At 54.1% G+C, this 13,089-nt stretch carries 13 protein-coding genes; 2 read left to right on the top strand and 11 right to left on the bottom strand.

Features of this window, described 5'->3' with window-relative positions; genetic code table 11:
* Nucleotides 1-41: 41 nt before the first annotated feature.
* On the top strand, nt 42-326 hold the full coding sequence (locus tag E0D98_RS16000) for a YrhB family protein (protein WP_000634159.1): 285 nt from the start codon (nt 42-44) through the stop codon (nt 324-326).
* Nucleotides 327-363: 37 nt separating this feature from the next.
* On the opposite strand, the gene ggt is transcribed toward E0D98_RS16000, so the two are convergent.
* Nucleotides 364-2,106 carry a gamma-glutamyltransferase gene (ggt, locus tag E0D98_RS15995; RefSeq protein WP_047086972.1) on the bottom strand — a complete coding sequence of 581 codons (1,743 nt, stop codon included), beginning with the start codon at nt 2,104-2,106 and terminating at the stop codon, nt 364-366.
* Between the two features lie 119 nt (nt 2,107-2,225).
* Between ggt and E0D98_RS15990 the strand changes: the two genes are divergently transcribed.
* Nucleotides 2,226-2,666, top strand: a complete 441-nt coding sequence (locus E0D98_RS15990; RefSeq protein WP_000825996.1) for a DUF2756 family protein — start codon at nt 2,226-2,228, stop codon at nt 2,664-2,666.
* Here the strand turns inward: E0D98_RS15990 and ugpQ are convergent.
* The 10 genes from ugpQ to livK all read right to left on the bottom strand — a co-directional run bounded on the left by ugpQ (nt 2,653) and on the right by livK (nt 12,841).
* On the bottom strand, nt 2,653-3,396 hold the full coding sequence (gene ugpQ / locus E0D98_RS15985) for a glycerophosphodiester phosphodiesterase (RefSeq protein WP_000073590.1): 744 nt from the start codon (nt 3,394-3,396) through the stop codon (nt 2,653-2,655). The two genes, E0D98_RS15990 and ugpQ, sit on opposite strands and share 14 nt — an antisense overlap.
* The gene (gene ugpC / locus E0D98_RS15980; RefSeq protein ID WP_000907792.1) at nt 3,393-4,463 is read right to left on the bottom strand and encodes a sn-glycerol 3-phosphate ABC transporter ATP binding protein UgpC; all 1,071 of its coding nucleotides are present in this window, start codon (nt 4,461-4,463) and stop codon (nt 3,393-3,395) included. Before ugpC ends, ugpQ begins: the two co-directional genes overlap by 4 nt.
* Nucleotide 4,464: 1 nt before the next feature.
* A complete protein-coding gene (gene ugpE, locus E0D98_RS15975) occupies nt 4,465-5,310 on the bottom strand; it encodes a sn-glycerol-3-phosphate ABC transporter permease UgpE (RefSeq protein WP_000572176.1) in 846 nt (281 codons plus the stop codon).
* A complete protein-coding gene (gene ugpA / locus E0D98_RS15970; protein ID WP_000099289.1) occupies nt 5,307-6,194 on the bottom strand; it encodes a sn-glycerol-3-phosphate ABC transporter permease UgpA in 888 nt (295 codons plus the stop codon). Before ugpA ends, ugpE begins: the two co-directional genes overlap by 4 nt.
* 97 nt (nt 6,195-6,291) lie before the next feature.
* Nucleotides 6,292-7,608 carry a sn-glycerol-3-phosphate ABC transporter substrate-binding protein UgpB gene (ugpB, locus tag E0D98_RS15965; protein WP_000803190.1) on the bottom strand — a complete coding sequence of 439 codons (1,317 nt, stop codon included), beginning with the start codon at nt 7,606-7,608 and terminating at the stop codon, nt 6,292-6,294.
* 396 nt (nt 7,609-8,004) lie between these two features.
* Entirely contained in the window at nt 8,005-8,718 is a 714-nt protein-coding gene (gene livF, locus E0D98_RS15960; RefSeq protein ID WP_000416895.1) for a high-affinity branched-chain amino acid ABC transporter ATP-binding protein LivF, read from the bottom strand.
* A 1-nt stretch (nt 8,719) separates the two neighbouring features.
* Entirely contained in the window at nt 8,720-9,487 is a 768-nt protein-coding gene (livG, locus tag E0D98_RS15955; protein ID WP_000082110.1) for a high-affinity branched-chain amino acid ABC transporter ATP-binding protein LivG, read from the bottom strand.
* Nucleotides 9,484-10,761, bottom strand: coding sequence for a branched chain amino acid ABC transporter permease LivM (gene livM, locus E0D98_RS15950; RefSeq protein ID WP_000803799.1), 1,278 nt, complete (start codon nt 10,759-10,761; stop codon nt 9,484-9,486). Before livM ends, livG begins: the two co-directional genes overlap by 4 nt.
* Nucleotides 10,758-11,684, bottom strand: a complete 927-nt coding sequence (livH, locus tag E0D98_RS15945) for a high-affinity branched-chain amino acid ABC transporter permease LivH (RefSeq protein ID WP_000003004.1) — start codon at nt 11,682-11,684, stop codon at nt 10,758-10,760. The genes livM and livH overlap by 4 nt, the downstream gene beginning before the upstream one ends.
* A 47-nt stretch (nt 11,685-11,731) precedes the next feature.
* Nucleotides 11,732-12,841: a high-affinity branched-chain amino acid ABC transporter substrate-binding protein LivK gene (gene livK, locus E0D98_RS15940; protein WP_000827696.1), complete on the bottom strand. Its 1,110-nt coding sequence runs from the start codon at nt 12,839-12,841 to the stop codon at nt 11,732-11,734.
* Nucleotides 12,842-13,089 lie beyond the last annotated feature (248 nt).

Below are 13,089 nucleotides of genomic sequence, written 5' to 3'. Positions count from 1 at the left end.
GAATAATAATATAACACTCAACAATAATATTTATTATAATTATGATTACTTATCACGACGCATTCGCGAAAGCGAACCATTACCTTGATGATGCAGATCTCCCGGTCGTCATTACTCTACATGGACGCTTTAGCCAGGGCTGGTATTTCTGTTTCGAAGCACGAGAATTTCTCGAAACTGGAGATGAGGCCGCGCGCTTAGCTGGTAACGCACCTTTTATTATTGATAAAGACAGTGGTGAAATTCATTCTCTGGGAACGGCAAAGCCGCTGGAAGAATATCTACAGGATTACGAAATAAAAAAGGCTACCTTCGGCTTGCCCTGACAAAATAGCCCTCTTCCCACGAAGAGGGCCGCTAACCTTAGTACCCCGCCGTTAAATCATCCACCGAGCGCGGGTCGGATGCGCCGTACAACTCACCGTCCGGCCCAACCATAATGCTTTGTGTACTGCCCATCGCCTCTTTCAGCGCCACTTTCTGACCTTTTGCTTCCAGCAGCTTGAGCGTATCCGGGCTAAACCCTTTTTCGACACGCAGCTCGTCCGGCAACCACTGATGGTGGAAACGCGGCGCATTGGTCGCTTCGGCGACGTTCATGCCATAATCGATGCTATTCACCACCATTTGCAGCACTGTAGTGATGATCCGGCTCCCGCCAGGGCTACCGGTGACCAGCCAGGTTTTACCGTCTTTCACCACAATGGTTGGTGACATTGACGACAGCGGACGTTTATTCGGCCCGACGGCGTTGGCATCACCGCCCACCAGCCCGTAAACGTTCGGTACGCCCGGTTTAGCGGAGAAATCATCCATCTGATTATTAAGCAGAATACCGCTCTCGCCCGCGACAATGCCCGTACCGAAGGTGGTGTTCAGCGTATAGGTCACCGCCACCGCGTTACCATCTTTATCCACCACTGAGTAATGGGTAGTTTGATTACTCTCATAAGGCGCAAGCTTGCCGGGGCGAATTTCGCTGGATGGCTTCGCTTTATTGATATCAATTTGATCGGCAATAGATTTGGCATAGGCTTTATTGGTCAGCGCCTGCCACGGTACTTTGACAAAATCCGGGTCGCCAAGATATTCCGAGCGGTCGGCGTAGGCGTATTTCTCCGCTTCTGCCATGATTTGCATCGCATCGGCGCTGCCAAAGCCGTATTTCTTCATATCGAAGTTTTCCAGAATATTGAGGATTTGTACGATATGGATCCCGCCGGAGGATGGCGGTGGCATGGAGTAAACCTGATACCCGCGATAATCGCCACTTATCGGTGTGCGTTCGACCGCTTTATACGCCGCTAAATCTTCTTTAGTGATCAAGCCACCGTTTTTCTGCATCTCCTGGGCAATCTGTTCCGCTATCGTGCCTTTATAGAATTCGTCCGGGCCGTTTTCGGCAATCATCTCCAGGCTCTTTGCCAGGTTCGCCTGCACCAGCTTGTCGCCCTTTTTCAGCGGCTCGCCCTCTTTCCAGAAGATAGCTTTACTGTTTTCGTGATTCGGCAACACTTCGCTACCGTAGGTTTTGAGATCGTCAGCCAGCGCGTCGTTAACGATAAAACCATCGCGTGCCAGTTTAAACGCGGGCTGCACGACTTTGTTCAGCGGCATGGTGCCGTATTTATCCAGCGCCAGCGAGAAACCTGCTACCGTACCCGGTGTGCCGGAAGCCAGATGCGAAGTGAGTGATTTTTTGCTGTCCGGGTTGCCCTGATCATCGAGGAACATATCGCGGGTCGCTTTGGCGGGTGCCATTTCGCGGAAATCGATAGCCGTGGTATTGCCATTTTTCGAGCGGATTAACATAAAACCACCACCGCCCAGATTCCCTGCCTGCGGATGCGTTACCGCCAGCGCGTAGCCCACCGCCACGGCGGCATCAACGGCATTCCCGCCCTCCTTGAGAATATCCACCCCCACCTGAGTGGCAGTGGCGTCCACAGACGCTACCATTCCCTGTTTCGCGCGTACCGGGTGGAAGACATCTTCCTCCACACCATACGAGACGGGCGGCGCAGGAGGCGCGGCGGCGGCGCTAAAACAACTTCCTGAGAGCAGAGCAGCAATGGCCACCCGGCGTAAAAACGTCGGTTTTATCATCGTTATTCTCCAGAGATTAAGGGGCAACCCCAGCTAAGCCTGGTATATAACTCTGAATTAATCATCGTTTTGTCGGGAAGCGAGTAAACTTAAAGGATATCTTCAGAGGAGGATACGCGATGAAACGACTTCTGATTCTTACGGCACTCCTGCCGTTTGTCGGCTTTGCACAGCCCATTAATACTCTGAACAACCCTAACCAGCCGGGGTATCAGATACCCAGCCAGCAGCGGATGCAAACCCAGATGCAGACTCAGCAAATCCAGCAAAAAGGGATGCTGAATCAGCAACTGAAAACGCAAACTCAGTTGCAACAGCAGCATTTAGAAAACCAGATAAACAATAATTCTCAGCGGGTGTTGCAGTCACAGCCGGGGGAGCGAAATCCCGCCCGGCAGCAAATGCTGCCCAACACCAACGGCGGGATGTTAAACAGCAACCGTAATCCGGATAGTTCGTTGAATCAGCAGCATATGCTGCCGGAGAGGAGAAACGGCGACATGCTGAATCAGCCCAGCACGCCGCAGCCTGACATTCCGTTGAAAACTATTGGGCCGTAAAGTTCGGACCAATCACGTCAATCGCATCGGTACAGATGCAATCCACGCCCCAGCGCAGCAACTCTGCCGCGCGCTGGGGTTTATTGACGGTATAAACCAGAATCCGCAGTCCGGCGTCTTTCAACTGCATCACTCGCACTTTATCGAGTAACTTATGATTGAGATGAATAGAGACGCAGCCCAGCCGCGCGGTCAGTTCGCGCCAGTCGTCGCGCCACTCATCAAGCAATAAACCACGCGGCAGTTCCGGTGCCGCCAGCTGTGCAGCTTCTAAAGCATCAATCTCAAACGATGACAGTAGCGGCGGCGTCATACCGGCCCACAGTTGGCGTGCCGCCAGCGCCACCATTTTGCCCGTTAATGGTCCAGTGCCAGTGGTGGGTTTGATTTCGATATTCGCCATCATCCCGTGTTCGCGACAGCGTTCCGCCACCTGCGAAAGCAACGGCAGCGGCTCACCTTTAAACGCTTTGCTGTACCAACTGCCCGCATCCACGCGCAGTAAATCCTGCCAGTTCAGTTCACCCGCGACGCCCCAGCCGTTGCTGGTGCGTTCGAGATTGTCGTCATGGAGCAGGAAGATCTCGCCATCTTTCGATAACTTCGCGTCAAATTCGATCATCTTATGACCGTATTTTGCCCCGACGTCGATTGCCGCCAGGGTGTTTTCCGGGGCCAGCTTGCCGCCGCCACGATGAGCGACGATGCGGGGATAAGGCCAGTTACTCATACTCGTTGTCCTGTTTCACCATCAAAAAGATGCAGCTGATTTTCCGCCAGATGCAGCCACAGCGTGCTGCCTGCCGTCGGGCGCTCCTGATGCGCCAGTCGCACCACCAGCTTCTGCTCGCCCCAGCGTCCGTGCGCCAGGTTATCTGCGCCGAGGATCTCCAGCGTGTCCATCACCATCGGTACGCCGCCTTCTGCCTGCGAGCTTAGCGCAATATGTTCCGGGCGAATGCCGAGAGTCATTTTACGCCCGGCATACTGACGGTAGCCACCGTTTAGCGGCAGCTCAATACCGCCGTCCAGTTCGAAATGCGTGCCTTCGTTATTCACGCGGCCTGTCAGCAGGTTCATCGCCGGACTGCCGATAAAACTCGCTACAAACAGGCTGGCGGGCTTTTCGTAGACTTCAACTGGTGTGCCAATCTGTTCGGCAACGCCGCCGTTCATCACCATTACTCGCTGGGCGAGCGTCATCGCTTCAACCTGATCGTGAGTAACGTAGAGTGAAGTCGTTTTCAGGCGACGGTGCAACTGTTGCAGTTCAAGACGCATCTGCACGCGCAGCTTGGCATCGAGGTTAGAGAGCGGCTCATCAAACAGGAACACCGCCGGATCGCGCACAATCGCGCGGCCCATCGCCACACGCTGGCGCTGACCGCCGGAAAGCTCGCGCGGGCGACGTTTGAGCAGACCGTCCAGCTCCAGAATGCGCGCCGCTTCTTTAACGCGCTCGGCAATTTGCTGCTTGCCCATGCCGCGAATTTTCAGCCCCCACGCCATGTTTTCTTCGACACTCATATGCGGATAAAGCGCGTAGTTCTGGAACACCATCGCAATCCCGCGATCTTTTGGCTCCATTTCAGTCACGCGCTGGTCGTTGATCCAGATATCGCCTTCTGTCACCCGCTCCAGCCCGGCAACCATGCGCAGCAGCGTCGATTTCCCGCAGCCAGACGGCCCGACCATCACGATAAATTCGCCATCCGCCACATCAAGGGTCAGCGGTTTAATGACCTGGGTTTTACCATCCCAGCTTTTGGTTACTGCCTGTAATTTCAGTCCTGCCATCTTATTTCTCACTATCGACCAGGCCGCGCACGAAGGCACGCTGCATCACTAAAACAATCACCACCGGAGGGATAAGCGTTAACAACATCGCCGCCATCACTGAGTTCCATTCCGTGGTGCCTTCGCCTGTAGCGATCATCCCTTTGATCCCTGCCACGGTGGTGCCGAGATCCACATCGGTAATAATCAACAACGGCCACAAATACTGATTCCAGCCGTAGATAAAGGTGATCACAAACAGCGCCGCCAGATTAGTTTTGGAGAGCGGAAAAACGATGTCGCAAAAGAAGCGCATTGGCGATGCGCCGTCGATCCGCGCGGCTTCCACCAGCTCATCCGGCAGCGTCATAAAGAACTGGCGGAACAGGAAAGTAGCGGTCGCCGAGGCCATCAGCGGCAGCGTTAAACCGGCGTAGCTGTCGAGCATCTGCAGGTTGGCGATGACTTCCACCGTCGGGAAGATACGTACTTCAACCGGCAGCATCAGGGTGATAAAAATCATCCAGAAGAAGAGGTTACGTAGCGGAAAACGAAACCAGACAATGGCAAATGCCGAGAGCATCGAGACGGTAATTTTGCCGAGCGTAATGCTGAACGCCATCACAAAGCTGTTAAGCAACATCCGCCAGAACGGCGCGCTATTCGTGCCTACCCCGTTCACCCAGATGTTGTGGATGTTTTCCAGCAGATGTGTGCCGGGGATGAGCGTCATCGGCGCGGCATAGACGGCCTGTTTATCCAGCGTCGCCGCGACAAACGCCACGTACAGCGGGAAGAGGATCACCGCGATCCCGAGGATCAGCATGGTATGGCTGAATATCGTCAGCCACGGACGGTTCTCAATCATTGGTAACGCACCTTGCTTTCAACATAGCGGAACTGCACCACCGTCAGCACGATGACGAGGAACATCAACACCACCGACTGTGCGGCAGACGAAGCCAGATCCAGTCCGGTAAAACCTTCGCGGTAGATCTTATAAATCAGCGTCGTGGTGGCCTGAACCGGCCCGCCGGACGTGGCGGCGTCGATCACCGGGAAGGTGTCGAAGAAGGCATACACCAGGTTCACTACCAGCAGGAAGAAACTCACCGGGGCGATAAGCGGCAGCGCAATCTTAAAGAAGCGGCGAATCGGCCCTGCACCGTCGATGGCTGCGGCTTCGATCAACGAACGGGGAATGGATTGCAGCGCGGCATAGAAGAACAGGAAGTTGTAGCTGATTTGCTTCCATACTGAGGCAAACACCACCAGAAACATTGCCTGACCGCTGTTTTGCGCGTGGTTCCAGTCGTAGCCGAACTCCGCGAGAAAATGGGTGATCAGCCCGCGACCGGGGTTAAACAGGAAGATCCACAATACGGCGGCAACGGCGGGAGCCACGGCGTAAGGCAGCAACATTAAGGTTTGATAGAAACGGCTGCCGCGCACGATGTACTCCACCAGCGCCGCAAAGAACAGCGATACCAGCAAACCGCTGACGGTGACAAAGGTGCTGAATTTTATCGTCGTCCAGAAGGAGTCGAGATAGTAGCTGTCATGGAACAGCGTGACGAAGTTATCCAGGCCGACAAACTGGCTGGAGAAACCAAACGGATCGACGCTTTGTAGCGAGTACCACAACGCTTCGCCCGCAGGCCAGATAAAAAAGATAACGGTGATGATGAGCTGCGGCGCGACCAGCAGATAAGGCAGCCAGCGCGAGCGGAACACCGGACGGGATGATGACATTACGGTTAATTCCTGAACTGTGCCGGATGCGCTTCGCTTATCCGGCCTACACGCGATGCCAGGTCAGATAAGCGAAACGCATCCGACATTACACTGATTAAGACTTCGTCGATTTCTCAAAGCGGCGCAGCAACTGATTTCCACGCTCAACGGCGGTATCCAGTGCCTGCTGTGGTGTCTTCTTACCGGTCCACACGCTCTCCAGCTCTTCATCCACAATCACGCGGATCTGCGGCATGTTGCCCAGACGCAGCCCTTTGGTGAACGGCAACGGCGGCTTATTCAGCATCTGACGCGTCGCGGTATCCGCCCCTGGGTTTTTCTCATAAAAGCCCTGCTCACGGGTCAGGTCATACGCTGCTTTGGTGATTGGCAGATAACCGGTTTTCTGATGCCACTCGGCAGCGTTTTCTGGCTTCGCGAGGAAATCGAGGAACTTCGCCACACCGGTATACGTTTCTTTATCTTTACCCTGCATCACCCACAGGCTGGCTCCGCCGATAATAGCGTTTTGTGGCGCATCTTTCGCATCGGCGTCGTAAGGCATCATGCCTACGCCGTAGTTAAATTTGGCGTACTCGCGAATGTTGGCAAGAGAACCGGAAGAGGCGGTGGTCATCGCGCAATCACCGTTATAGAACTTCTCGGTGGATTCATCCTTACGACCGACGTAGCTGAAGTCGCCCTTCTTGTTCATCTCCTCGAGCATGGCGATGTGTTTCACCTGCTCCGGCTTGTTGAACTCCAGCACCGCGTCCGTGCCGTCAAAGCCGTTGTTTTTGCTGGCAAACGGCAGACCGTTCCAAGCGCTAAAGTTTTCCAGTTGGATCCAGCCCTGCCAGCCGCTGGCGTAGCCGCACTTCATACCGGAGGCTTTCAGTTTCGCGGCATAGTCCGCCAGATCCTGCCAGGTTTTCGGCGGTTGTTCCGGGTCTAATCCTGCTTTCTTGAAGGCGTCTTTGTTGTAATAGAGAACGGGGGTCGAGCTGTTGAATGGCTGGGAGAGTAAGTGGCCCGTTTTGCTGTCGGAGTAGTAACCGGAAACCGTCGGCACAAACTGCGACTCATCGAATTGAATCCCCGCCTCTTTAAACACGTCATATACCGGTTTAATGGCTTTCGATGCCATCATGGTGGCGGTGCCAACTTCATAAACCTGCAAAATAGCCGGAGCGTTGCCGGTACGAAATGCGGCAATCCCCGCGCTTAAATTCTGTTCGTAGTTGCCTTTATAGGTCGGTACAATTTTGTAATCCGGATTTTCGGCGTTAAAACGTTGGGCCAGAGAATCCACCTCTTTACCCAGTTCCCCTTCCATAGAATGCCAGAACGGAATGGTCGTCACTGCCTGTGCATTCCCCATTAACGCCAGTCCGAGCGCCAGTGCTGAAGCTGTATAATGTAACGGTTTCATCGTTTATCTCTCTTGTTGTACCGAATGCGCGAATTCACGCGTTTTATGCTCGCGGGGTAACATGACATGCTCGAATTACAGAAAAATAACTTTTTTGTTACATTTGTAAGATAGTAAGGTGTCAGAAAGATGACAAGGCGGTGACGGCGTGGGTGAGGGAAAATGGGAGATGGGGCACGGATAAGCGGAAAAATAGAAGGTCTGAATCAAACTCTACAGATTACTCATCGTTTCATGCCAGATGCGGCGTAAACGCCTTATCCGGCCTACAAGATCGTGCAAATTCAATATATTGCAACTCACCCAGTAGGCCTGATAAGCGCAGCGCATCAGGCAATTTTACATTTGTCACCTGTCTCAAAGGAGTCTTTTGACTCCTTATCAATCAACGTGTTATTACCCGCCTAAATACGCACTTCTCACTGCTTCGTTCGCCAGCAGCGCGTCGCCGGTATCGGAGAGCACCACATGGCCGTTTTCCAGCACGTAGCCGCGATCCGCCAGCTTTAGCGCCTGGTTGGCGTTCTGCTCGACGAGGAAGATAGTCATCCCCTGCTCGCGCAGCTGCTCGATGGTGTCGAAAATTTGCTGGATGATAATCGGCGCAAGACCGAGCGATGGCTCATCAAGCAACAACAAACGCGGGTTGCTCATCAGCGCGCGACCAATCGCCAGCATCTGCTGTTCACCGCCGGACATGGTGCCCGCCCGCTGAACACGACGCTCATGAAGACGTGGAAACAGCTCATACACCCACTTTATGCGCTCCTGAAACTGGTCACGTTCGGCAAAGAAGCCGCCCATCGCCAGGTTCTCTTCCACCGTCATCCGCGAGAAGACGCGACGCCCTTCCGGGACAATCGCTACCGCTTCGCGCATGATTTTCGCCGTCTGCCAGTCGGTAATGTCTTTATCATCAAACACAATTCGCCCGCTGGTGGCGCGCGGATCGCCGCATAACGTACCAAGCAAGGTGGTTTTCCCCGCCCCGTTCGCGCCAATCAGCGTGACAATCTCGCCCTGATTGATATGCAAGCTCACCTCATGCAGCGCCTGGATTTTGCCGTAGTGGGCGCTGACTTTGTCAAAGGACAACATGACTTTTTCCATCTTATGCCTCACCTAAATAGGCACGGATCACGTCCGGGTTATTACGGATTTGCTCCGGCGTACCGTTTGCCAGCGGCGTCCCCTGATTGACCACGTAAATTCGGTCCGAAATTCCCATCACCAGCTTCATATCGTGTTCAATCAACAAGATAGTGGTGTTGTGATGATTGCGCAGTTCGGCAATCAGCTCATCCAGCTCTTTGGTTTCTTTTGGGTTAAGACCTGCCGCCGGTTCGTCGAGCATTAAAATCTCCGGCTGCGTCACCATGCAGCGGGCAATCTCCAGACGGCGTTGATCACCATAGGCCAGGTTACTCGCCTGACGGTTGGCGTGTTCCAGCAAACCAATGCGCTCAAGCCAGGTGGCGGCGCGGTCGAGCGCTTCGCTCTGGGCGCGACGGAAAGAAGGCGTTTTCAACAGGCCAGAGAACAGCCCGGTTTTCAGTTGTTGATGCTGCGCCACCAGCAGGTTTTCAATCACCGTCATTTCACGGAACAGACGCACATGCTGGAAGGTGCGCACCACGCCCATGCGGGCGATTTGCTGCCCCGGTAAACCTTCCAGGTGCTGATTGCGCAGTAAAATGGTGCCGCCGGTGGGTTTGTAGAATCCGGTCAGACAGTTAAAAACCGTGGTTTTTCCGGCACCGTTAGGGCCGATTAACGAGACGATCTCCTGCGGGTACAGTTCAAGATTGACGTTGTTCACCGCCAGCAGGCCGCCGAAGCGCATCATCAGGCCGTTCACAGATAATAATGGCTGACTCATGCCTGCTCTCCTTTCGCTGCACCGTTTTTCAGCTTCAGTTGCGGGCGCGTCATGGGCAGCAAGCCCTGCGGACGCCAGATCATCATCAGCACCATCAAACCACCGAGCATTAACATGCTGTATTCGTTGAAATCACGCATCAATTCGCGCGATACCACCAGCAAAATTGCCGCCAGAATCACCGCAAACTGCGATCCCATACCGCCGAGCACCACTATCGCCAGTACAAACGCCGATTCAGCAAAGGTGAAGGATTCCGGGCTGACAAAGCCCTGGCGCGCAGCAAACAGCGTTCCGGCAAAACCGGCAAACGCGGCACTTATGGTAAAGGCAGTCAGCTTGATACGACGCGGGCTTAAGCCCAGCGAACGGCAGGCGATCTCGTCTTCACGCAACGCTTCCCACGCACGCCCCAGCGGCATCCGCAGCAGGCGGTTAATGACAAACAGGCTTAGCACCACCAGCAGCAACGCCACCAGGTAGAGGAAGATGACACGATCGGAGGGATCGTATTTCAGGCCAAAGAAATTACTGAACGTGTCCCAGCCGCCTTCACGAGCGGTACGGCTGAACTCGAGTCCGAAGAGTGTCGGTTTCGGGATCTGACTGATTCCGTTCGGGCCGCCGGTAATTTCGGTGTTATTGAGCAGCAATATGCGCACAATTTCGCCGAAACCGAGGGTAACGATCGCCAGATAGTCGCCGCGCAAGCGAAGCACCGGGAAGCCGAGCAGGAAGCCGGCCGCCGCTGCCATTAACCCGGCAATCGGCAGACAGGTCCAGAAGCCCAGGCCGTAATAGTGATTGAGCAGCGCAAAAGTGTAAGCGCCGATGGCGTAAAAGCCGCCGTACCCCAGCACCAGCAGACCAGAAAGACCAACAACCACGTTCAGCCCGAGGCCGAGGATAATGTAGATCATGGTCAGGGTGGCGATATCCACCGTCCCACGCGACACCATAAACGGCCACGCCACCGCAAGCACCAGCAGCGCCACGAGGAATAGTTTCTGCTTCACCGTGGAGCCATCAATCGCGGGCAGAATAAACTTCGGTCCGGAAACGCTTTTTAGCCCTTTCTGGAAAGCCGGTCGCAAAAGCTGGAAGAAAAAGACCACCGCCGTGCCGATAAACACCCACTGCCAACGGATGTCTGAAGCCGTGTCGACCACCAGTTTGGTGCCATCCAGCTCCAGTTGCACGCCCATAAAGACGCCCGCCAGGACAAAAAACATCGCGGCAGAGAGCAGCGCCATTGCAATATGCATCGGTTTCATACTTTCTCTACCTCCGGGCGACCCAGAATACCGGTCGGCATCACCAGCAGCACCAGAATCAGCAGGGCGAATGAGACCACATCTTTATATTCCGTACTCAGATAGGCAGAAGAGAGCGCCTCCGCAATCCCCAGAATCAGCCCGCCAATCATCGCTCCCGGAATGCTGCCAATCCCACCGAGCACCGCAGCGGTAAAGGCTTTCATCCCGGCCATAAAGCCGATGTAGGGGTTAATTACGCCGTAGAACTGACCGAGCAGCACACCTGCCACCGCCGCCATCGCCGCGCCAATCACAAAGGTCAGCGCAATCACCCGGTCGGTGTTAATGCCAAGCAGGCTCGCCATTTTCAGGTCTTCCGCGCAGGCACGACACGCGCGCCCCATACGGGAATAGCGAATGAAAACCGTCAGCGCCAGCATGGCGAGGAAGGTGACAATCCAGATCACCGCCTGCATGGTGGTAATAGAGGCAGAGAAGTTTTCGCTATGCCCCACCACCCACTGACCGTTAAACAGACTGGGCAGCGCCACGTCACGCGAACCTTCAGTCAGGCTAACGTAGTTTTGCAGGAAGATGGACATGCCGATTGCCGAGATGAGCGCAATCAGGCGCTTAGAGTTACGCACCGGGCGATAGGCTACCCGTTCGATACTCCAGCCGTAGGCGCTGGCGATGACGATTGCGCCGACGAATCCCGCCGCCACCAGCAGCCAGCCGGTATCAATGCCCATCATCATCAGCGCGGCGATGATCATAAATGAGACATAGCTGCCGATCATATAAACCTCGCCGTGGGCGAAGTTGATCATGCCGATAATGCCGTAAACCATGGTGTAGCCGATGGCAATCAGCGCGTAGGTACTGCCCAGCGTGACGCCGTTAAACATCTGCTGCAAGAAATATAAAAACTGCTCAGACATAAGGTAACCTTTCTAAACCCGCCCGTTTTTCACGGGCGGTGGGATTTTCACTTGGCTGCCGTGGATGAACCGTCGGCGTGCCACTGGAAGACACCAAAATCAAATCCCTTAAGATCGCCTTTTTCATCCCAGTTCAGCGGCCCAATCACGGTGTTTGCACCGTTAGCTTTTAAATCTTTCACCAGCGCCAGCGGCTCATCGCTGCCAGTACGCTCAAGGGCAGTCGCCAGAGATTGCACCGCCGCGTAGGTGATCCAGACATAAGGCCCGGACGGATCTTTCTTGTCTGCTTTCAGCGCATCAACGATGCCCTGGTTTGCCGGATCCTGGTCATAGCGTTTTGGCATAGTGACCAACATGCCTTCGGCAGCATCGCCAGCAATATTCGACAATGATGCGTTACCCACACCTTCCGGCCCCATAAACTGAGTTTTCAGGCCAACGGAACGGGCCTGGCGCAGCATCTGCCCCATTTCCGGGTAGTAACCGCCGTAGTAAACGAAGTCGATGTTTTCTTTTTTCAGGCGGGCGATCAGCGCGGAGAAATCTTTCTCCCCGGCGGTAATACCGTCGAAGAAGACGACGTTGGCGTTAGCCGCTTTCAGCCCGTCCTGCACCGAACGCGCCAGCCCTTCGCCATACTGTTGTTTGTCGTGAATGATGGCGATGCGCTGGGGCTTCACCGTCTCAAGAATGTATTTTGCCGCCGTAGGCCCCTGGGAAGAGTCCAGCCCGGCAGTACGCATAATGTGTTGATAACCGCGTTGGGTCAGCTCCGGGTTGGTCGCTCCCGGCGAGATCATCAGAATACCTTCGTCTTCGTAGATATCTGACGCAGGTTGGGTAGAAGAAGAACACAGATGACCAATAACGTATTTAATGCCGTCGTTAACGATTTTGTTGGCGACCGCAACGGCTTGTTTCGGGTCGCAGGCGTCGTCATATTCCACGCCCACCAGCTTATCGCCTTTAATTCCCCCTTTGGCATTAATGTCTTTAATCGCCTGACGCGCGCCGTTAAATTCCATATCGCCCCACTGGGCAATCGGGCCGGACATCGCGCCGACAACGGCGACTTTAATATCGTCAGCCATAGCGGTGTGTGAAATTGCCAGTGCAATCATCCCTGCGATGATAGTTTTCGCATTCCGTTTCATAGTCAAAAATCCCCATTCGTGATGTTGTGTTGCTTTGTTTTTATGTGTTAACAAATCAGACTGTTCTTTTTTTATACTGCACTGTTTTTGCCTGTCTGATTAAGGGTTTAGCGCAGTATTTTGTGATAATAGTGATTAAAATCCCTATTTTTCAGTCGATTAAGAACAGATAATATTCTGAATTTATTGATAGATAAACAGAAAAAAGTGCCTTTGTCAGCATAAAATAACGGCACAAAGGGCGGAAT

The sequence above is a fragment of the Escherichia sp. KCJ4928 genome (genome assembly GCF_004352695.1).
GTDB lineage: Bacteria > Pseudomonadota > Gammaproteobacteria > Enterobacterales > Enterobacteriaceae > ECMA0423.
This window is presented reverse-complemented; position numbering and strand designations above follow the sequence as displayed.

Bases quoted from the DNA above. Each gene is read 5' to 3' on its own strand.
- E0D98_RS16000 (WP_000634159.1), top strand. From the start codon at position 42: ATGATTACTTATCACGACGCATTCGCGAAAGCGAACCATTACCTTGAT.
- ggt (WP_047086972.1), bottom strand. From the start codon at position 2,106: ATGATAAAACCGACGTTTTTACGCCGGGTGGCCATTGCTGCTCTGCTC.
- E0D98_RS15990 (WP_000825996.1), top strand. From the start codon at position 2,226: ATGAAACGACTTCTGATTCTTACGGCACTCCTGCCGTTTGTCGGCTTT.
- ugpQ (WP_000073590.1), bottom strand. From the start codon at position 3,396: ATGAGTAACTGGCCTTATCCCCGCATCGTCGCTCATCGTGGCGGCGGC.
- ugpC (WP_000907792.1), bottom strand. From the start codon at position 4,463: ATGGCAGGACTGAAATTACAGGCAGTAACCAAAAGCTGGGATGGTAAA.
- ugpE (WP_000572176.1), bottom strand. From the start codon at position 5,310: ATGATTGAGAACCGTCCGTGGCTGACGATATTCAGCCATACCATGCTG.
- ugpA (WP_000099289.1), bottom strand. From the start codon at position 6,194: ATGTCATCATCCCGTCCGGTGTTCCGCTCGCGCTGGCTGCCTTATCTG.
- ugpB (WP_000803190.1), bottom strand. From the start codon at position 7,608: ATGAAACCGTTACATTATACAGCTTCAGCACTGGCGCTCGGACTGGCG.
- livF (WP_000416895.1), bottom strand. From the start codon at position 8,718: ATGGAAAAAGTCATGTTGTCCTTTGACAAAGTCAGCGCCCACTACGGC.
- livG (WP_000082110.1), bottom strand. From the start codon at position 9,487: ATGAGTCAGCCATTATTATCTGTGAACGGCCTGATGATGCGCTTCGGC.
- livM (WP_000803799.1), bottom strand. From the start codon at position 10,761: ATGAAACCGATGCATATTGCAATGGCGCTGCTCTCTGCCGCGATGTTT.
- livH (WP_000003004.1), bottom strand. From the start codon at position 11,684: ATGTCTGAGCAGTTTTTATATTTCTTGCAGCAGATGTTTAACGGCGTC.
- livK (WP_000827696.1), bottom strand. From the start codon at position 12,841: ATGAAACGGAATGCGAAAACTATCATCGCAGGGATGATTGCACTGGCA.